The sequence below is a fragment of the Streptomyces sp. NPDC051133 genome, from assembly GCF_040682635.1.
GTDB lineage: Bacteria > Actinomycetota > Actinomycetes > Streptomycetales > Streptomycetaceae > Streptomyces.
Genome location: NZ_JBFBBK010000019.1, coordinates 53,769 through 71,284 on the forward strand (window position 1 = coordinate 53,769; position 17,516 = coordinate 71,284).

The following is a 17,516-nucleotide window of genomic DNA, read 5'->3' on the forward strand; positions in this document are numbered from 1 at the left end:
GGCCCAGTGCCGTCCGGGGAGGGATGCCGGGGGCGGCGGCGCACGTCTAGCGTCCTGGCCATGGTCACTGAGGTGGGAACGGCAGACACCGTCGTACGGCTCGACGGGGTGCGCAAGGAGTACGGCGAGACGGTGGCGCTCGACGGGGTGTCGCTGGAGATCCGCGCCGGGGAGGCAGTCGCGGTGATGGGACCCTCCGGGTGCGGCAAGTCCACGCTGCTCAACATGATCGCCGGTCTCGACCGGCCGACGGCCGGCAGTGTCGTCGTCCACGGCGAGAGCGTCGGGGAGTTGAGCGAGAGGCGGCTCGCGCTGTACCGGCGGCGCCGGATCGGCATGATCTTCCAGTTCTTCAACCTCGTCGACGACCTCTCGGCCCTCGACAACGTGGCGCTGGCCGCCCAGTTGACGGGCACTCCGGCGCGGCAGGCCAGGCGGCGCGCGCTGGAGCTGTTCGAGGAGCTGGGTGTGGCGGACCGCCGCAACGCCTACCCGTCGGTGCTCAGCGGTGGTGAGCGGCAACGGGTCGCGGTGGCAAGGGCGTTGATGAACCGGCCGGCGCTGCTGCTGGCCGACGAGCCGACCGGAGCGCTGGACAGCCGGGCCGGCGAGCAGGTGATGGACCTGCTGATCGACCTGAACCAGATCGGGCAGACGCTGGTCATCGTCACGCACGACCGGCATCTCGCCCAGCGGTGTGCGAGCCGCCTGGTGGAGCTGGCGGACGGCCGGGTCGCCGGCGAGCACACCCTGGAGCCGACGGCATGAGGGCGGTGTGGAGGGCCGCGCGGGCGGCGGTGCGCAGGCGGAGGCTGCAGACGCTGGTGATCTGGCTGGTCACGCTGGTGTCCACGGGGTCCATCGTGGTCGCGCTGGGGCTGGTGGACGCGGCGTCGGCGCCGTTCGACCGAGTCTTCGGCGCACAGCACGGGCCGCATGTGGTGGCCGAGTTCGATCCGGGCAAGGTGTCGGACGCCCAGCTGGAGCGCGCTTCGCGACAGCCCGGGGTACAGGCGGTGGCCGGGCCGTTCGCGCAGGCCACGGTGTCCGTTCCGCGTGACGCGGCGGGTCTGGGTCTCGGCGGCGACGTCAGGGTCGTGGGCCGCTCCGGGCCCGGCGGTCCGGTGGATCGCGTCGATCTGTGGGCGGGCCGGTGGCCGACGCGGCCCGGTGAGATGGTCATGAACCGGCCGTCGGCCTGGACCGCCGACGACCTCGGCAAGAAGTTCCACGTGCCGTCCGGCCCCACGTTGACCATCGTCGGATTCGCCTTCGACCTGAGCGACACGGCGGACGTGTGGGTCGCCCCGGAGCAGATGGCCGCCCTGCACCCGAACGCCGCGCAGATGCTGTACCGGTTCGAGGACGCCTCGTCGCAGCGCACGCTGGGCGCGGGTCTGGCCCGGGTCGCCGGGAGGCTGCCCCGGGGCGCCCTCGCCGGTTCGCACACCTATCTGTCGCTCAGGCACCAGGTGGGCAGCAGTGCGCGCGCCTACGCCCCGTACCTGCTGGCCTTCGGTGTGCTGGGCATCCTGGTGGCGGTGCTGATCGTCGCGAACGTGGTCGGTGGCGCGGTGGTGTCGGGGTTCCGGCACATCGGCATCCTCAAGGCCCTCGGGTTCAGCCCGGGGCAGGTGCTGGGCGTCTATCTCGTGATGGTGTCCGTACCGGCCGTACTGGGCTGCGCGCTCGGCACGCTGACCGGGAATCTGCTGGCCCGACCGTTCTTCCGGTTCGTGTTCACCGGCCCGGACGCGGGAGTGCTGCACGACAGCGTCGGCATCGCCCCCTGGGTGAACGTCCTCGCCCTGGCCGGGATGCCGCTCGTCTGTGTGCTGGCCGCGCTCGGCCCCTCGGTGCGTGCGCAGCGGCTGTCGGCGGCGCGGGCGATCAGCGCGGGCAGCGCGCCGCGCGCCGGACGGGCCCTCGGCGTCCAACGGCGGCTCGCGGGTCTGCGGTTGCCACGGTCGCTGACCCTCGGGGCGGGGCTGCCGTTCGCCCGGCCCGCGCGCAGCGCGCTCACCATGGCCGCGGTGGTCCTGGGTGTGACGACGGTGACGTTCGCGACGGGTCTGGCGACGACCATGACCCGCTTCGGAGACGCCGGCAAGGGCGCGTACGACGTCACGGTGTACGCGAGCAACGACGTGGACGGCAAGCAGGTACTGCCGGTCCACGGCGACCGGGAACTCCAGTCGGCGCTGGCCTCGTTGCCGGGCGCGGCCGGGGTGACGGCCCAGAGCGACGAGGACGCGCGGCTCGTGGGCTCCACGCAGAAGATCTGGATCGAGGGCAGGCGCGGGCCGGACCTGCCCCTGGACAACGTGCTCCTGCGGGGCCGGTGGATGCGCAGCCCCGGGGAGGTCATGGTCGGCTCGGCCTTCGCGCGCCGCAAGGGGGTGAACGTCGGTGACCGTCTGCGGCTGCGCAAGGACGGCCGTGAGGAGGAGGTGACCGTGGTCGGTGAGCTGATGTGGCAGAACGACTGGACCGTCGTCGGCACGTGGCCGACGTTCGCCGCCCTGGTCCCCGGCGGAAAGGCCTTCTCCTACCACGTCAAACTGCGCCGGGGCGCGGATCCGGCGGCGTACGCGCGCGCGGCCCGCGCCGTCGACCGGGGGCTCGCCGCGGAGTTGCCCGGCCCGGACAGCACCACCCGGACCGTCAACGACTCGGCGGCCGCCCTCACCCTGATGCTGACCCTTGTCGCCGGCCTCGGCGTCTTCAACACGGCCGTCCTCAACACCCACGACCGGCGCCGCGACCTCGGCATGCTGAAGTCGATCGGCATGACTCCGCGCCAGGTGACGGCGATGACGGTGACGTCGATGGCGGTGCTCGGCGCGGCCGGATCGGCGCTCGGTGTCCCGCTGGGCATCGCCGCCTACGAGGCGGTCGTCCCACGGATGGCCGCGGGGGTCGACATCGTCCTTCCGGCCCGCATGACGGACGTCTGGCACGCGGCGCAGCTGGCCGGGCCGGCGCTGACGGGGCTCGTGATCTCCGTGCTCGGCGCGTTCGTCCCCGCCCGGCGTGCGGCGCGCCTGACCGTCGCGGAGGTCCTGCACAGCGAGTGACCGCGCCGCCGGGGAGTTCGCCGCGACCGGTCAGGATCCGAGAAGCCGTGGTGGGCCCCCCGGCCCTAGCGTGGAGGCACCGACGAGGAACCCGTCGGCCCCCTGCCAAGAGGAGTGAATGCCATGACCGCCGGCCAGCAGACGATCATCTACCCCGTCAAGGACAAGGACCGCAGCAAGGCCCTGTTCACCGCGTTGCTGGGCGTCGAGCCGTACGTCGACGAGCCGTACTACGTCGGTTACAAGGCCGCCGGTCAGGACATCGGCCTCGACCCGAGCGGGCACGCCAAGGGCATGACCGGGCCGGTACCGTACTGGCACGTGACGGACCTGCGGGAACGTCTCGCCGCCCTGCTCGACGCCGGGGCGGAGCTGCTCCAGGACGCGCAGGACGTCGGCGGCGGCCGGCTGATCGCCTCGGTGAAGGACCCCGACGGCAACCTGGTGGGCCTCCTCCAGGACGGCGCCGCCTGAGCACTCCGCGGAATCGACTGCACAGGCCACTAGTTGCACACTCAACAATTGGCGAAATCGGTGCTACGGTGCCGGTATGGCAGTCAAGACGGCCGACGCCCGGCTCGAGGAGCGGTGGCGGGGCATCCTCGCGGTCCACGCGCGCACGATGTGCGAGATCGACCGGGCCCTGCACCCGTACGGGCTGGGCGCCAGCGACTTCGAGGTGCTGGACATCCTGGTGGCCGAGCCGCCCGGGCACGGCGACCAGTGCCGGGTGCAGAACCTGGTCGGGCGGGTCCATCTCAGCCAGAGCGCGCTGTCCCGGCTGATCGGCCGGCTGGAGAAGGACGGCCTGGTGGAGCGCTCGGTGTGCGCGGAGGACCGGCGTGGGGTGTGGGTCGCCCTCACCCCCAGGGGCCGCGAACTGCACACCGAGGTACTGCCCCTGCAACGGGCGGTGCTGGAGCGGATGCTGGCCGAGCAGGAGCGCTAGAGCAGAAGCGCCGGAGCAGGAGCGCTAGAGCACCAGCTCGGCACCGTCCGGCAGAACCTCGACGCCCTCCTCGGCGACCCGCGCGCGTGCCGGTGAGGCGGGGTCGAGCAGCGGGTTCGTGTTGTTGAGGTGGGTGTAGATCCGGCGTACGCCGAGGTGGCGGGCGATCGCCGCGAGGGTGCCGTCCGGGCCGGTGACCGGCAGGTGGCCCGTGGCGCCCTGCCAGGCGCCGGAGCGTACCGCCGTACCCAGTTCGTCGTCCGCGTAGAAGGTGCCGTCCAGCAGTACGCAGTCGGCCTCCGCGCACAGCTCGTCCAGGGCGGGGCTCCAGGCGCCGACGCAGGGCGCGTACACCAGCACTCCGCCACTGGCCAGGTCCTCGATGCGGTACGCCGTCACCCAGGGGGCGGCGGGCCCCGGGACCTGCGCCGGCACGTACTTCGGGATCTTCACGCCGACGGGGTGGGCGGTGACGACCAGCCCGCCGGCCAGCACGAAGCCGCCGTCGCCCAGACTGTCCGCCCACTCCCAGGTCGTGTAGCGGTCCAGGGCGGCGCGGACCGGCGCCAGGACGGCGCGGACCGTCGGGGGCGCGTAGACCTTCAGGCCCACCGCTCCGCGCAGCTCGGTGAGGCCGGCGACGTGGTCGGCCTCCGCGTCGGTCAGCAGAACTCCGCGCAGCGGGGTGGCCCGGGGCCCCGGGCCGGGCCAGAGGGCCGGGGTGGCGATGAGCTGGGTGCGCAGGTCGGGCGAGGCGTTGAGCAGCCACCAGTCGCGGCCGTTGCCCGTGACCGCGGCACATTCCTGGGTGCGCGAGGGCAGCTCGCCGGCCCGGGCGGCGGCGCACAGCGCGCAGGCGCAGTTCCACTGCGGGAAGCCGCCCCCGGCGGCGGTGCCCAGCAGGACGACCCTCACGACCATCGGCTCCTTCGCGCTCGCCCGGACGTCTCCCGCTGGGATCTTCCCTGTGGGAGCCGGGCACCCACCCCGGAGCGGGGAGCAGTTCCGGCCGTCCTGGGCCGCCCACGGCCGATAACCGACCCGACCGGGCCGCGTGCACGCACGCCGTGTACGCCGCGCAGTCGCCGCGGGGGTGAGCGGAGGCCGGCGCCGCTCACCCCGGCCGGGTCGCCGGATCAGCGGGCGAGCAGCGTGCGCACCCCTTGCGAGGTGAGCGTCAGCCCGTGTGCGGAGCTGCCGTCGATGGCGAGGGAGAGGTCCTCCTCCGGCCACTGGGAGGCCAGCGCGCCCAGCGGGATGAGGCGGTAGCGCGAGACGAACGGCAGCAGCTCGGCCATCTCGCCCTCCGAGGTGAACACCGGGACGACGGGGTCGCCGTCGGCTTGTTCCAGGATGGGCAGGGCCACCGTCGTCGCGTCGGCACCCTCCCCGTCGATCGCGTCGTCCGGCACCGGGACGAGCACGTCGCTGTGGGCGAGGGTGTCCAGGGCGCGCTGGTCCTCGGCGTTCACGGCCAGTGCGTCCAGCGCCTGCTGGGCCGGCGTGGGCAGGTCGTCGTGTGCAGGTGTGTCCATGGCAGATCCCCAGGTAGCGGCGGTCGTACGGCCTCCCGGGCGGCTGCGCGCCCGGGTGTGCTCCGCCTCGCGTACCCGGGGCGCCGCGGGACCATGCGTGAGGATCGGCGGGAGGTCCGGTGGCGGGCCGGTGGCGGGCTGATGGCGGGCTGATGGCGGCGGATGGCGGGGACGGACCTGAGGGGCGCGTCCGGGTCCCCGGGACGGCGGGGACGGACCTGAGGGGCCCGCCCGGATCTCCGGGAAGGGCGGGGACGGACCTGAGGGGCCCGCCCGGATCTCCGGGAAGGGCGGGGACGGACCTGAGGGGCCCGCCCGGGTCTCGGGGATGGAGGGGACGGACCTGAGGGGCGCGTCCGGGTTTCCGGGTCCGCGCCACGCCCGCCTCAGGGGGCCCGGGGCCGCGTCCGGCGGCGGGCACGCCGTCCCGCGTCTCCTGTACGGCGACGTGCGACGGTCCGCACCCGGGGTGGGCGGCCCCGCAGGGCCGGGGCACGGCCCGAGCGGGGTCGGTCGTGCGGGCGGCACCGAACCGCCCGGCGGGGCGCGCGTTCGTCCCGCGGCCCCTCCCCCGCCGGGGCCGGGGGTGTCCGGGTGAGGGTGGGGCCGGTCCGCCGGAACCTCGGCGGGGTTACGGGCACGGTTCGGGCGGCGTGAGCAGGTCGCTGATGACGGTGACCCTGATCAGGGGCCGGGACAGCTCCATGATCTGCAGGGCCTTCAGGTGGGAGTCGTCGTCCACGCCCGCGCAGGCGTCGGCCACGACCAGCACCTCGGCGCCGGCGTCGGCCGCGGCCAGGGCGGTGGACAGGACGCAGCACTCGGTGCTGACGCCGGCCAGGACCAGCCGGCCGCCGGGGGCGACGCGGGCGGCGAGGTCCGGGGTCCACTTGCCGAACGTGGGCGCGTCCACGACATGGCCGGCCAGGCCGGTGAACTCGTCGGACAGGTCCCAGAGTTCGGCGTCCGGTGGCTGCAGGGCGAAGGGCCACCGGGCGTAGTAGGCGCGCCAGGCTCCGGCCGGCCGCTCGGGGGCGAGGAAGCGGGTGAAGGTGACGCGGCCGGCGAAGGCCGGCAGCAGGCGTCGTACGCCCTGAGCGGCGTCGGCGTAGCGCGGGGTGGCCCACGGGCTCGCCGGATCGGCGAAGACGCGCTGCATGTCGATGACGGCGAGATGTCCGGGTACGGCGGTCATGTGCGGCACACCCCCTCGTTCGGGGACGGGCTCGGCGCCTGGGCCTCCTGTTCACGGACGGGTGCCCGGCCCGGCAGCAAGGTGCCCGCGAAGGCCAGGGCCAGGGCGGCCAGCACGCCCAGGTTGGCGTAGGCCCAGGCACCGCTCCTGCCGCCGAGGCCGAGCGGCCCCAGCAGGTATCCCTGCCAGCTCAGCCAGTGCGCGGCGGTGTTGGTGACCAGGCCCCAGCCGACGGCCGTGGCGGCGAGGGTGAGGAGCAGGGGCCGCAGCGGGACGTCGCCGTAGCGGCCGTGGGGGCGGTACAGGTCGGCGTCGTCGTAGTCGCGGCGGCGCAGGGCGATGTCGGCGAGCATCACGCCGCACCAGGCGGCGATGGGGACGCCGAGCGTGGTGAGGAAGCCCGTGAACGGGCCGAGGAAGTCGCCGGCGAAGAACACGATGTAGACCGAGCCGGCGGTCATCAGGACACCGTCGAGGAGGGCGGCCAGATAGCGGGGCACCGGCAGGCCGGCGGAGAGCAGGGCCAGCCCGGAGGAGTAGATGTCGAGGACCGCACCGCCGACCAGGCCGAGGACGGCGACCACGGCGAACGGCACCAGGAACCAGGTGGGCAGGATCGTCGTCAGCGCGCCGACCGGGTCGGCCGCGACGGCCGTGCTCAGCTTCCGCGAGGAACCGGCCAGCAGCAGCCCGAAGACCAGCAGGAGCAGGGGGGCCACCGAGGCGCCGAGCGCGGTCCATCCGATGACGCCCCGGCTCGACGAACTGCGGGGCAGGTAGCGGGAGTAGTCGGCGGCGGCGTTGACCCAGCCGAGGCCGAAGCCGGTCATCATGAACACCAGCGCGCCCACGAACTGCTGGGCGGAGCCGGCGGGGACGGCGCTGACCGTGTCCCAGTGGACGTGGTCGGCGACGAGCGCGACGTAGGCGAGCGTGAGGACTCCGGTGACGACGGTGATCAGGGTCTGCAGCCGCATGATCAGGTCGAACCCCATGACGCCGCCGGTCACGGTGAGTGCGGCGACGACCAGCAGCGCGACCACTTTCGTCCCGGTGCCGCCGCCCCAGCCGAGGCGGGTGAAGACGGTCGCCGTCGCGAGCGCGGCGAGGGCGGTGAGGACGGTCTCCCAGCCGACGGTGAGCATCCAGGAGATCAGCGACGGCAGCCGGTTGCCGCGCACCCCGTACGCGGCCCTGCTGAGGACCATCGTCGGCGCGGAGCCGCGCTTCCCGGCGACCGCGACGAAGCCGCACAGCAGGAAGGAGGCGACGATGCCGAGCACGCCCGCGGCGAGGGCCTGCCAGAAGGAGATGCCGAAGCCGAACGCGAAGGCGCCGTAGCCGATCCCGAGGACGGAGACGTTCGCGCCGAACCAGGGCCACAGCAGCGCCCGCGGGGTGCCCTTGCGCTCGGCGTCGCCGATCACGTCGAGGCCGTGCGTCTCCACCCGCGGGGGGCGGCCGGGGGATCCGGTGTCGGAAGGGTCCTGCGGGAGCGTCATCGCGACCTGCCTGTCTAGACGTGTTCACGTCACGCTAGGAAGGTGCGCACGGAGCGTCAAGGCGGCCCGGTCCGGCCCCGCCCGGAAGGGACGGTGCCGACGGGCCGCTCGCGCGCTCAGCGGTCGAACTCCTCCTGGATCGGCGTCCGCGGCTCCTCGCGCAGGTGCTGGGCCAAGCCGGGTTTGCCGCCCTTCCGGGCCCGCTCCGCCCGCTGCGCGGCATCGCCCGGGTCACTCTCGTCGGTGTCCGGGACCGCGGTGTCCTCTCCCTCCGCCTGGGACGGAGTGGTGCGGGGCGGCTGCCGTCCCTGCGCCTCGCCGGGCTCCGGCTCGCCCTCCGCCTGGGAAGGGGTGTGTTCGCTCATCGGGGCCTCCGCACGCCTTGCCTGCCTGTTCCGCACGCCTTGCCTGCCAGTCCGGAAGGCATCCGGGTACCCTCCGGCCGGACTCCCATGAGCGGCGTGAACAGGTGAATCGGCTTCCGCCGGGTGGGTACCTGACCGGTCCGGCGCAGCATGCGGCGCCGGTGGAACAGACCCCCTGTCCGGCGCGGAGTACCCGGCCGGCTCGGAAGTGGCGGGAGCCGCTGGTGGACCGGCCGTGGAGGGCGCCGGGGAGTGACGGCTGGAAGGAGACGGGCGCCTGCGGCGTGGCGCGTGCCGTGCCGGGCGGTGCAGCATGAGGATGGCGCCCGGGAGCAGCCGACGGGGAGGTGCCCATGACGGTGAGCCGGATCGGCCTGGTCGTGCACGGCGGCCGGCCCGAGGCCGTGGCGGCCGCGCGGACGGTGCGCGAGTGGTGCGCCGAGCACGCGGTGGGATGCACGGACATCGACGTGTGGCAGGAGGGCGCGCGGCACAGCGCCCGCGAGGAGGTCGACTCCGCGGGAGATCCGGACCTGATCGTCACTCTCGGCGGCGACGGCACCTTTCTGCGCGGCGCCCGGCTGGCGGCCGAGAACGACGCCCTGGTCCTCGGCGTCGACCTCGGGCGGGTCGGCTTCCTGACGGAGGTCCCGGCCTCGGCGGTGCGCGCGGCGCTGGACGCGGTACGGCAGGAACGGATCGACGTCGAGAGCCGGATGCTGCTCACCATGCGGGCGTCGTGCCGGCTGGAGGTGCCCGGGCAGATGGAGGCGCTGCTGCGGTACGGCCGCGGGCCGATGCTGCCCCCGCCCCGCGTGCGCGCGGACTGTGTGGCGGGGGACGACTGGGGCGTCGCCCTGAACGTCACCGCGCTCAACGACGTCGTGGTGGAGAAGCTGGCCCGGGACCGGCAGGTGTCGGTCGCGGTCTATCTGGCCGGCCGGCTGCTCGCCTGCTACTCCGCCGACGCCCTGCTCGTGGCCACGCCCACCGGCTCCACCGCGTACAGCTTCGCCGCCGGCGGCCCGGTGGTCTCGCCCCGCGCGGAGGGCCTCGTCTTCACGCCGGTCGCCCCGCACATGGTGTTCAACCGCTCGGTCGTCGCCGCTCCCGACGAGCCGATCGCACTGCGGGTGCTGGAGCGGTCGGGCCAGGCGGCGGTCAGCATCGACGGACAGCTGCGGGGGGTGCTCAGCCCCGGGGACTGGATCGGGGTGTACGCCGCTCCGCACCGGCTCAAGGCGGTCCGGCTGGGACCGATGGACTTCTACGGCCGGCTGCGCGAGCGGATGAACCTCACCGACGCGCCGGCCGCGCTCGCCGACGGCTCGGCCGCTCCGCTGTGGCCGGTGAAGACACCGCCCCCGGGCGACCTGGCCCACCTCGCCCTGCCCGGCGCCTCCGAGCACCGGCTGTGACGCCGGACCTGTGCGGCGTACCTAGCGGCGCTGGGCGGCCAGGCGCACGCCGGCGTTGGCGGCGCCGTAGCCGCGGTAGCCCCCGGTGCGCTGCACGAACTCGAAGAAGACGTCCCCGACGGTCCGTGTGCAGCAGTGCCGGAACCGTCGGTCACGGCGAAGGCCACGTGCTGCGGCCGCGGACCGTCCTCGTCCGCCGAGCCGTGGGCGAGGTTGAGGACCAGCCGGGGTCCGCCTCGCGGGGCGGACAGGGCGCGGCTGCGGAACAGGCCGTAGGGATCGGCGAGTTCGACGGTGCCCTGGGGGCTCAGGCCCAGCACCGCGCGGTGGAAGAGGACGGCTTCGTCGAAGTGGTGCCAGGGCTGGGTGAGCGCGAGGTGGTCGCAGCCGGTGACGTCCGTGGGGGGGCGGGTTCCCGGCCGTACGCTCGAAGTCGTCCGTCCAGTCGGGGAGTCCGAGGCTCCTGATGGCGCAGAAGAGGACCTCGGTGCCGTCCGGCCCCGCGATCGGCTCCAGGGGGACGTCCTCGGCGGTCCTGCGCCTGGGCGGGGCGGGGGCCGGCAGGGGGTCATGTCGTAAACGTCGGTGACGAGCAGCCGCTGTGGGCCGGCGCCTCCTCCAAGGTCCTGCTGCGCGACGCCTCCGAGTCCCGGCTGCGCCGCATCGCGCTGTCCTCGCCGTACGGCGAGGCCCTGACCGGGCAGCCGGGGAGCTGGGCGGCGGAGGCGGCCGAGCGCGGCCACGCGGTCAGCACCGGCGAGTGGGACGAGGGACTGACCGCCCTGGCGGTGCCGGTCACCGCGGGCACCGGCCGGGTCGTCGCCCCGCTCTCGCTGAGCGGCCCCAGCCACCGCTTCCCGCACGAGGCCGTCGAGCGCTTCGCCGCGGACCTCGCCGAGGCCGCCCGCCTCATCTCCGACCAGGGGTTCGACCATCCGCTGGGCAGCGCCGGCCGACCCTCGCGGCGTCAGGGCCGTACGGCGGTGCCGATGATGTGCAGGGTGTTCGGCACGTACGGCGCGAACGAGTAGCCGAACCGCTCGATGTCGGTGACGGTGAACCCGGCGGCACGGATGGCGGCCTCGGTGTCGCGGTTGGGACGGCAGCCGCCGCCGGCCCGGCTCCACAGCGGGGTGAGCGCGTCCTCCAGCCGGCCCGCCCAGCGGTGCGGGGAGCGGACGTGCTCGTAGAACCGCAGCTGCCCGCCCGGCCGCAGCACGCGCTGGATTTCGGCCAGGGCGCCGGCCAGGTCGTCGACCGTGCACAGCACGAGTGAGGCGACGACGGCGTCGTACGCGCCGTCCTCCCCGGGCAGCCGGGCCGCTTCTCCGACGACGAGGGTCACGGGGACCGGCGCCGAGGCCGCGGCCTGCTCGGCGACCGCGCGCAGGGTGTCGTCGGGTTCGAGGGCGACCAGCTCGGTCACCGCGGCCGGGTAGTGCCGGAAGTTGCGGCCCTGCCCGGCGCCGACCTCCAGCACCCGCCCGCGCAGCCCGGCGAGCAGCCGGTACCGGTGCCCGGCACCGCCGCGTCGGTCGGACTGGGCGGCCATCTTCAGGTACTGGCGGGAGAAGTGCGGGTGCTGCAGTTCCTTGCGGCCGGTGAGGGACATCTCGGCCTCCTTCGGGTGCGAGCGGGCCGCGGCCCGGCCCGGGCGGCAGCTGGTTCCATGCTCCACCCGAACGCCCCGGCGCGCCGACCGTGCGGTGCGTACCGCGGGCGGCCTGCCGCGTGCGCGTGCCGCGTACGGCGTCTGTGCCGGCGCGGGCGACCACCCGCCCGCCGGGGTCAGGCGCCGCGCACATGGGCCACGCGCCGCCCGGCAGCCGCACGGCGGTCCGCACGCCGGCCCGCCCGGCGGTCCGTGCGGACGGCCGGGCGGGCCGGGCGGCGTCAGGCGGCCCCGCCCCGTGCTGGGCGGCCCCGCCCCGTGCTGGACGGCCCCGCGGCCGTCAGTTCACCGCCTTCTTGACCAGCTCGGCGATGCGGGCCTCGTCGGCGGCGGTCAGCTTCGTCAGGGCGTAGGAGGCCGGCCACAGGTTGCCGTCGTCGAGGTTCGCCTTGTCGCTGAAGCCGAACGTGGCGTACCGGGACTTGAACTTCTCCGCGCTCTGGAAGAAGCAGACGACCTTGCCGTCCTTGGCGTACGCGGGCATGCCGTACCAGAGCTTGGGGGCGAGCTCCGGCGCGCTGTCCTTGACGACGGCGTGGATCCGCTCGGCCATGACGCGGTCCGAGTCCTGCATCTCGGCGATCTTCTCGACCACGGCGGCCTCGTCCTCCGCAGCCTTGGCGGCGGCCTTGGAGCTGCCGCGGCGCGCGGTCGACTTCAGCTCCTTGGCGCGCTCCTTCATCGCGGCGCGCTCCTCGTCGGTGAACGCCTCGGACGACGTGTCGGTCACGCTCTTGTCGGACATCTGTGGGGGTTCCTTCCCGTCAGCCGGTGCGGCAGGTACATCTTCGTGGTGGAGGGTCGCCGCGGGGGCGGCTTCGTCGAAGCTGGGCGGTCACGGGGGCGGGCCCCGTACGACTCGATCAGTATCGGATCCGGCTCGAGAACGGCTCGAGCTCGGCGGCGGGGCTCATCCCCAGGCGCCGGCGATCTGCCGGGTCGTGCCGTTGAGCCGGTTGAACAGGTTGGTGACGCCGATCATCAGGACGATCGCGGCCAGTTGCTTCTCGTCGAAGTAGGTGGCGGCGGCGTCCCAGATCTCGTCGCTCACCGCGTCGGGACGGTCGGCCATCCGGGTGGACGCCTCGGCCAGGGCCAGGGCCGCGCGCTCCTCGTCGGTGAAGTACGGGGCCTCGCGCCAGGCGGCGACCGCGGCCAGCCGCTCGTCGCTCGCGCCGGCCTTGCGGGCCGCCTTGGCACCGCCGTCGACGCAGGCGCTGCAGCCGTTGATCTGACTGACCCGCAGATGAACCAGTTCCAGCGTCTGTCCGTCCACGCCACCGGTGTGCACGGTCTTGAGGATCTCCTGGATGGGCTGCATCGCGCCGGACAGCACGACGGCGGGGTTCTGCATGCGGGACTGCATGGGGTCCGCTCCTCTTTCCGGGTCGGTGCCCCGCTGTCGTCGGGGCATGACTCGATCACAGCGGACCGACTTGCCATCGACCACGGCGATGGGACACCGTGGGACAGCTGAAACGGCTTTGACCAGCGGCGACTTGGCCCGGGAAAGTTCTTCCGGGGCGGGACGGAAGGCCGGGGACGTTCCGGAGCGGGACGGGAGAGCGGGGAACGGTGGACGTACAGGACCGGTCGGGGAAGACCGGACCGCAGGAGGAGCTGGCCGCCCGGCTGCGTCTGCTGCAGGAACTGTCCGGGCTCGGCGTACGGGCCCTGGCGCGGGACGCCGGTCTCAGCTCCTCCTCGCTGTCCCGTTACCTCACCGGCCGGACCGCGCCGCCCTGGCCCGCGGTGGTCGCGCTGTGCCGGCTCGTCAAGCGCGATCCCCGTCCGCTGCGTCCGCTGTGGGAGCGGGCCTCCAACCCGTTGCCGGCGCCCCCGAGGAGCAGCCGTCAGGTGCGGCCGCTGCCCCGCAACGACCTGCCGCGCGACGTGCCGGACTTCACGGGGCGCGCGGAGCAGCTCGCGGCCGTGTTCGCCGCGATCGGCAGCCATCGGGCGGTGTCCGTGGACGGCATGGCGGGCGTCGGCAAGAGCTGTCTGGCGGTGCACGCCGCGCACCGGCTCGCCGCCGACTTCCCGGACGCCCAGCTCTACGTGGACCTGCACGGGTTCACCGAGGGCCGGCCCCCGCTCGATCCCGACTCCGCGCTGCGGATGCTGCTGGCCGCGCTCGACGTGCCGTCCGAGCGGGTGCCGCAGGAGGGGCTGGAGCAGCTGGCCGCCTGCTGGCGGTCGGAACTGGCCCGCCGCCGGGTCGTCGTGGTCCTCGACAACGCCGCCGACGCCGACCAGGTACGGCCGCTGCTGCCCGGCGCCGGCCCGTCCGTCGCCCTGATCACCAGCCGTAACCGGCTCCTCGGCCTGGACGAGGTGCCCCCGGTCTCGCTCGACGTGCTGAGCCCGCGGGAGAGCGCGGAGCTGCTGGCCCGCGCCAGCGGGGACCCCGGCGGCCCCGACGGCAGGCTGGGCCGTGACCCGCAGTCCGCCGCCGAGGTGCTGCGGCTGTGCGGCCATCTGCCGCTGGCCCTGCGGCTGGCCGCGGCCCGGCTGCGGCACCGGCCGGGGTGGACGGTGGGCATCCTGGTCGAGCGGATGGCCGAGGGGGCCGGCGAGTTCGACACCGCGTTCGCCATGTCGGTCCGGCAGCTGAACCGGTCCCAGGCCCGCCTGTTCCGGATGCTGGGCCTGCTGCCCGGGGCGTCCTTCGACGAGTACGTGGTGGCGGCGCTGGCGGACGTGCCCTTGCCGAGCGCCCGGGCGATGCTGGAGGACCTGGTCGACGCCCACCTCGTCCAGCAGCCGACCGCGGGCCGCTACCGGCTGCACGACCTGGTGCACCAGCACTCCCGGCGGGCCGCGGAGGAACAGGACTCGGCCGCCGAGCGGGAGCGGGCACTGAACCGGGTGCTCGACTACTACGTGCACGCGGCGGCCGCCGCCGACGCCGCGATGCCGTTCGTGTCGTCCGGCCGGACGGCCTCCGCGGGCCGGCGCCCGGCCGAACTGCCGCGGTTCGAGGACAAGAACGCGGCCTTCGCCTGGCTCGTCACGGAGTACGGCAATCTGCTGGCCGCCTTCGAGACGGCCGCCGCCGTCGGCGCCGACCTGCACGTGTGCGAGCTGCCCCGCTTCCTGCGGGCGTACTTCGCGCGGCGCTGCGGCACGACGCACCTCAACGTCCTCTTCGAGCGTTCGCTCGCCGCCGCCGAACGCCTGGGCGATCCGCTTCAACTGGCGGAGGCGCACAGCGATCTGGGCTTCGCGCGCTACAACGCGGGCCGGATGGCGGAGGCCGCCGCCGCGTACGAGGCGGCCGGACTCCGGGTGTCCCAGGCGGGGGACGTCCGGGCGGAGGCCGAACTGGCCATGCGGCGCGGCTGGATGAGCTGGGACGAGGGCCACGTCGAGGAGCCGCTCGCCCTGTTCCGCCTGGCGGGCACGTTGTACGAGCGGGCGGGCTGCCCCACGGGCGTGGCCGACGCCGCCGCGTCGGAGGCCTGGACGATGCTGCAGCTGGGGCACCGCGCGGAGGCGGCGCAGCGGGCCCGTGAGGTGCTGGACGTCCCGCACTCCGACCCCGCCTGGCCGCCGGCGCTGACGGCCAGGATCACGCTCGGCGTGGCCATCGCCGGGGACGAACCCGGGGAGGCGGTGGAGCACCTGCACCGGGCACTGGAGCTGGCCCGCGAGGACGGGCACCTGCACAACCAGGCGTGGTGCCTCAACTGCCTGGGGGTCGCGCTGCGGCAGATGGGCCGGTACGAGGAGGCGCTGGCCGCCCACCGGGAGGCGTTCGCGCTGCTCGACGAGTTGTTCGAGGAACACTGGAAGATCCATTTCCTCAACGGCTATGCCGAGACCTGCCGGCTCGCGGGCCTGCCCGAGGAAGCACTGCGGCTGCACCGGCAGGCGCTGGAGCTGGCCCCGGGGCTGGGCAACCGGTACGAGGAGGCGCGGGCCCACGACGGCATCGCGGTCGTCCTGGACGCGACGGACCCGGCCGCGGCGGCCGGGCACCGCGCGGCCGGGCAGGCCGTCCTGCGGGAGCTGCACGCGCGCTGACCCCTCGGCGGCCGGCCCGAAAGGCGTGCGGCCGACCGGGGGACGGCCTCGGGGGGCATCGGTGCAGCGGTCCGCGGTCCGTAGCGCGCCGGTGGTGTCCGCATCGGCTCGCGTTCTCGCGCCGGCCGCCGTCAGAGGCTGCGGGCGGTGATGTCGCCGTGCGAGGTGGTGGCGCGGATGTCGAGTCCGGTGGTGCCGTCGTTCTTGAGCGCGTTGCTGATGCGCCCGTAGGCGGTGTCGGCGTCCAGGGCGGCCGAGACGCCGACGGCGGCGCCGACCGTGATGTCGCCGGACCGGGTGCGGAGCACGACCGTGCCGCGCACGGCCTCGGCGATCCGGATGTCGCCCCTCGCGGTGCTGATCTCCGCCGGGCCGCCCAGCCGGCCGACCTCGACGTCGCCGTCGACCGCGGTGAGGCGCAGGCTCGCGGCCTCGTCGACCTTGATCCGGCGGTACGCGCCGTCGAAGGCGACGTCACCGAGGCGGCCGACGCCGCGCAGTTCGCAGCCGGCGGTCCTGGCCTCGACGGAGGAGCCGGCGGGCAGCTTGACGGTGACCTCCAGGGAGCCGGAGGGGCCGAAGAGCTGGTTCTTGGGCTCGGCGGTGCCGATCCGCAGGACGCCGTCGGCGTAGGTGACGGTGGTCTGCTCGGCGCTCTGGACGTCGCGCCGCTTGCCGGGGTCGGCGGGCAGGACCTCGACGGTGGTGTCGGAGCGGTCGGCGGCGATGAGCTGGATGCGTCCGGCGGGGATGTCCAGGACGGCGGTGATCGTGGCGGGGGTGTTGAACTTCTGCATCGCGCTCTCCCTTGCGTGCACCTTGTTTCTGACACCGGAAACGCTACGTTGCTTTCCAATTCACGGCAACACTGTCGTTGCAGACTTTCTGTATTTGCACAGCTCAGATCCATAAAAGCGTTGCAACAGCCCTGAAGGCAACGCAACGAAGCACGACCTTCCGTTGCAATGGATGAGAAGTGAACGCTATGCTGGGGCAGGAACCACCGCGTACGACCACCGAGGAGACCGCGATGCCGGGAGGCAGGCTCACCCAGCAGGAACGCCAGCAGATCGCGCTGGGACTGGCCGACGGCCTCGCCTATGCCGAGATCGCCCGCCGCCTCGACCGTCCGACCTCGACGGTCACCCGTGAGGTGATGCGCAACGGCGGTCCCACCGCCTACCGGGCCGACCTGGCCCACCGCGCCACCGAACACCGCGCTCACCGGCGCAGGCCCGCCTCCCCCCGGGGGCCGGAGCCGGTCCCCCGGTCCGGCGGCCGGGACGACGAGGTCGTGACCGAGTACCAGGAGAGGCTCACGACCGTCTTCATGACGTCGGGTCTGCCCAAGATGACGGCCCGGGTGCTGGCCTGTCTCTACGTCACCGACACGGGCAGCCTCACCGCCTCGGAACTCGCCCAGCGGCTCCGGGTCAGTCCGGCGTCCGTCTCCAAGGCGATCACGTTCCTCGCGAACATGGACCTCGTCCGCCGGGAGCGCGACGAACGCCGTCGCGAGCGCTACATCGTCGACGACGACCTGTGGTACCAGTCGATGCTCCGCAGCGCCCGGGCCAACGACGAGCTGGTGGAGACGGCCCGGCAGGGCGTCGCCGTCCTCGGTCCCCACACCCCCGCGGCCACCCGCCTGGAGAACGTCGCCCGCTTCCTCGACTTCGTCTCCGAGAGCCTCGTCCGCGCCGCGGAGCAGGCCCGCGAGATCCTCTACACCAGGCCCGGAACGGCCTCGCACGCCGAGACTCCGCCGGGGTCGTGA

16 protein-coding genes and 1 pseudogene are annotated in these 17,516 nt (G+C 74.1%); 8 read left to right on the forward strand and 9 right to left on the reverse strand.

Translation table 11 applies throughout. From position 1 onward, the window contains the following. The first annotated feature begins 60 nt into the window (after positions 1 to 60). From AB0N17_RS20795 to AB0N17_RS20810, 4 genes are all read left to right on the forward strand, one after another. Positions 61 to 768 (forward strand): ABC transporter ATP-binding protein, encoded by a 708-nt coding sequence (locus AB0N17_RS20795; RefSeq protein ID WP_366012873.1) that lies wholly within the window; start codon positions 61 to 63, stop codon positions 766 to 768. Continuing rightward, positions 765 to 3,077: an FtsX-like permease family protein gene (locus tag AB0N17_RS20800; RefSeq protein ID WP_366012874.1), complete on the forward strand. Its 2,313-nt coding sequence runs from the start codon at positions 765 to 767 to the stop codon at positions 3,075 to 3,077. The genes AB0N17_RS20795 and AB0N17_RS20800 overlap by 4 nt, the downstream gene beginning before the upstream one ends. A gap of 123 nt (positions 3,078 to 3,200) precedes the next feature. After that, the gene (locus tag AB0N17_RS20805; RefSeq protein ID WP_366012875.1) at positions 3,201 to 3,551 is read left to right on the forward strand and encodes a VOC family protein; all 351 of its coding nucleotides are present in this window, start codon (positions 3,201 to 3,203) and stop codon (positions 3,549 to 3,551) included. A 76-nt stretch (positions 3,552 to 3,627) separates the two neighbouring features. Beyond that, complete coding sequence (locus tag AB0N17_RS20810) at positions 3,628 to 4,026, forward strand: MarR family transcriptional regulator (RefSeq protein WP_366012876.1); 399 nt, start codon at positions 3,628 to 3,630, stop codon at positions 4,024 to 4,026. A gap of 24 nt (positions 4,027 to 4,050) precedes the next feature. Here AB0N17_RS20810 and pqqB read toward each other — a convergent pair whose 3' ends face one another. The 5 genes and pseudogenes from pqqB to AB0N17_RS20835 all read right to left on the reverse strand — a co-directional run bounded on the left by pqqB (position 4,051) and on the right by AB0N17_RS20835 (position 8,623). Next, the gene (gene pqqB, locus AB0N17_RS20815; protein WP_366012877.1) at positions 4,051 to 4,941 is read right to left on the reverse strand and encodes a pyrroloquinoline quinone biosynthesis protein PqqB; all 891 of its coding nucleotides are present in this window, start codon (positions 4,939 to 4,941) and stop codon (positions 4,051 to 4,053) included. A gap of 221 nt (positions 4,942 to 5,162) precedes the next feature. Next, complete coding sequence (locus AB0N17_RS20820) at positions 5,163 to 5,561, reverse strand: SseB family protein (RefSeq protein ID WP_366012878.1); 399 nt, start codon at positions 5,559 to 5,561, stop codon at positions 5,163 to 5,165. Positions 5,562 to 6,192: 631 nt separating this feature from the next. Then, positions 6,193 to 6,741: pseudogene (locus AB0N17_RS20825) on the reverse strand (isochorismatase family protein); the annotation flags it as partial. A gap of 11 nt (positions 6,742 to 6,752) precedes the next feature. Next, positions 6,753 to 8,258 carry a cytosine permease gene (locus tag AB0N17_RS20830; RefSeq protein ID WP_366012879.1) on the reverse strand — a complete coding sequence of 502 codons (1,506 nt, stop codon included), beginning with the start codon at positions 8,256 to 8,258 and terminating at the stop codon, positions 6,753 to 6,755. A gap of 116 nt (positions 8,259 to 8,374) precedes the next feature. Next, positions 8,375 to 8,623: a hypothetical protein gene (locus AB0N17_RS20835; RefSeq protein ID WP_366012880.1), complete on the reverse strand. Its 249-nt coding sequence runs from the start codon at positions 8,621 to 8,623 to the stop codon at positions 8,375 to 8,377. Between the two features lie 353 nt (positions 8,624 to 8,976). On the opposite strand from AB0N17_RS20835, the gene AB0N17_RS20840 reads away from it, so the two are divergent. After that, positions 8,977 to 10,041: an NAD(+)/NADH kinase gene (locus tag AB0N17_RS20840; protein ID WP_366012881.1), complete on the forward strand. Its 1,065-nt coding sequence runs from the start codon at positions 8,977 to 8,979 to the stop codon at positions 10,039 to 10,041. Positions 10,042 to 10,670: 629 nt separating this feature from the next. Further along, entirely contained in the window at positions 10,671 to 11,072 is a 402-nt protein-coding gene (locus AB0N17_RS20845; RefSeq protein ID WP_366012967.1) for an IclR family transcriptional regulator C-terminal domain-containing protein, read from the forward strand. On the opposite strand, the gene AB0N17_RS20850 is transcribed toward AB0N17_RS20845, so the two are convergent. From AB0N17_RS20850 to AB0N17_RS20860, 3 genes are all read right to left on the reverse strand, one after another. Beyond that, positions 11,009 to 11,653: a class I SAM-dependent methyltransferase gene (locus tag AB0N17_RS20850; RefSeq protein ID WP_366012882.1), complete on the reverse strand. Its 645-nt coding sequence runs from the start codon at positions 11,651 to 11,653 to the stop codon at positions 11,009 to 11,011. The genes AB0N17_RS20845 and AB0N17_RS20850 overlap by 64 nt on opposite strands. 340 nt (positions 11,654 to 11,993) lie before the next feature. After that, the gene (locus AB0N17_RS20855; protein ID WP_366012883.1) at positions 11,994 to 12,458 is read right to left on the reverse strand and encodes a DUF1801 domain-containing protein; all 465 of its coding nucleotides are present in this window, start codon (positions 12,456 to 12,458) and stop codon (positions 11,994 to 11,996) included. A 165-nt stretch (positions 12,459 to 12,623) separates the two neighbouring features. Next, complete coding sequence (locus AB0N17_RS20860; protein WP_366012884.1) at positions 12,624 to 13,079, reverse strand: carboxymuconolactone decarboxylase family protein; 456 nt, start codon at positions 13,077 to 13,079, stop codon at positions 12,624 to 12,626. A 209-nt stretch (positions 13,080 to 13,288) separates the two neighbouring features. Between AB0N17_RS20860 and AB0N17_RS20865 the strand changes: the two genes are divergently transcribed. Beyond that, the gene (locus tag AB0N17_RS20865; protein ID WP_366012885.1) at positions 13,289 to 15,739 is read left to right on the forward strand and encodes a tetratricopeptide repeat protein; all 2,451 of its coding nucleotides are present in this window, start codon (positions 13,289 to 13,291) and stop codon (positions 15,737 to 15,739) included. Positions 15,740 to 15,870: 131 nt separating this feature from the next. Here the strand turns inward: AB0N17_RS20865 and AB0N17_RS20870 are convergent, their stop codons facing one another. Then, positions 15,871 to 16,536 carry a DUF4097 family beta strand repeat-containing protein gene (locus AB0N17_RS20870; protein ID WP_366012886.1) on the reverse strand — a complete coding sequence of 222 codons (666 nt, stop codon included), beginning with the start codon at positions 16,534 to 16,536 and terminating at the stop codon, positions 15,871 to 15,873. Between the two features lie 233 nt (positions 16,537 to 16,769). Between AB0N17_RS20870 and AB0N17_RS20875 the strand changes: the two genes are divergently transcribed. Beyond that, positions 16,770 to 17,516, forward strand: coding sequence for a helix-turn-helix domain-containing protein (locus AB0N17_RS20875; RefSeq protein WP_366012968.1), 747 nt, complete (start codon positions 16,770 to 16,772; stop codon positions 17,514 to 17,516).

Excerpts from the sequence above, each read along its gene's own strand:
- AB0N17_RS20795 (WP_366012873.1), top strand. The coding sequence starts at position 61 with ATGGTCACTGAGGTGGGAACGGCAGACACCGTCGTACGGCTCGACGGG.
- AB0N17_RS20800 (WP_366012874.1), top strand. The coding sequence starts at position 765 with ATGAGGGCGGTGTGGAGGGCCGCGCGGGCGGCGGTGCGCAGGCGGAGG.
- AB0N17_RS20805 (WP_366012875.1), top strand. The coding sequence starts at position 3,201 with ATGACCGCCGGCCAGCAGACGATCATCTACCCCGTCAAGGACAAGGAC.
- AB0N17_RS20810 (WP_366012876.1), top strand. The coding sequence starts at position 3,628 with ATGGCAGTCAAGACGGCCGACGCCCGGCTCGAGGAGCGGTGGCGGGGC.
- AB0N17_RS20820 (WP_366012878.1), bottom strand. The coding sequence starts at position 5,561 with ATGGACACACCTGCACACGACGACCTGCCCACGCCGGCCCAGCAGGCG.
- AB0N17_RS20830 (WP_366012879.1), bottom strand. The coding sequence starts at position 8,258 with ATGACGCTCCCGCAGGACCCTTCCGACACCGGATCCCCCGGCCGCCCC.
- AB0N17_RS20835 (WP_366012880.1), bottom strand. The coding sequence starts at position 8,623 with ATGAGCGAACACACCCCTTCCCAGGCGGAGGGCGAGCCGGAGCCCGGC.
- AB0N17_RS20840 (WP_366012881.1), top strand. The coding sequence starts at position 8,977 with ATGACGGTGAGCCGGATCGGCCTGGTCGTGCACGGCGGCCGGCCCGAG.
- AB0N17_RS20850 (WP_366012882.1), bottom strand. The coding sequence starts at position 11,653 with ATGTCCCTCACCGGCCGCAAGGAACTGCAGCACCCGCACTTCTCCCGC.
- AB0N17_RS20855 (WP_366012883.1), bottom strand. The coding sequence starts at position 12,458 with ATGTCCGACAAGAGCGTGACCGACACGTCGTCCGAGGCGTTCACCGAC.
- AB0N17_RS20860 (WP_366012884.1), bottom strand. The coding sequence starts at position 13,079 with ATGCAGTCCCGCATGCAGAACCCCGCCGTCGTGCTGTCCGGCGCGATG.
- AB0N17_RS20870 (WP_366012886.1), bottom strand. The coding sequence starts at position 16,536 with ATGCAGAAGTTCAACACCCCCGCCACGATCACCGCCGTCCTGGACATC.
- AB0N17_RS20875 (WP_366012968.1), top strand. The coding sequence starts at position 16,770 with ATGCCGGGAGGCAGGCTCACCCAGCAGGAACGCCAGCAGATCGCGCTG.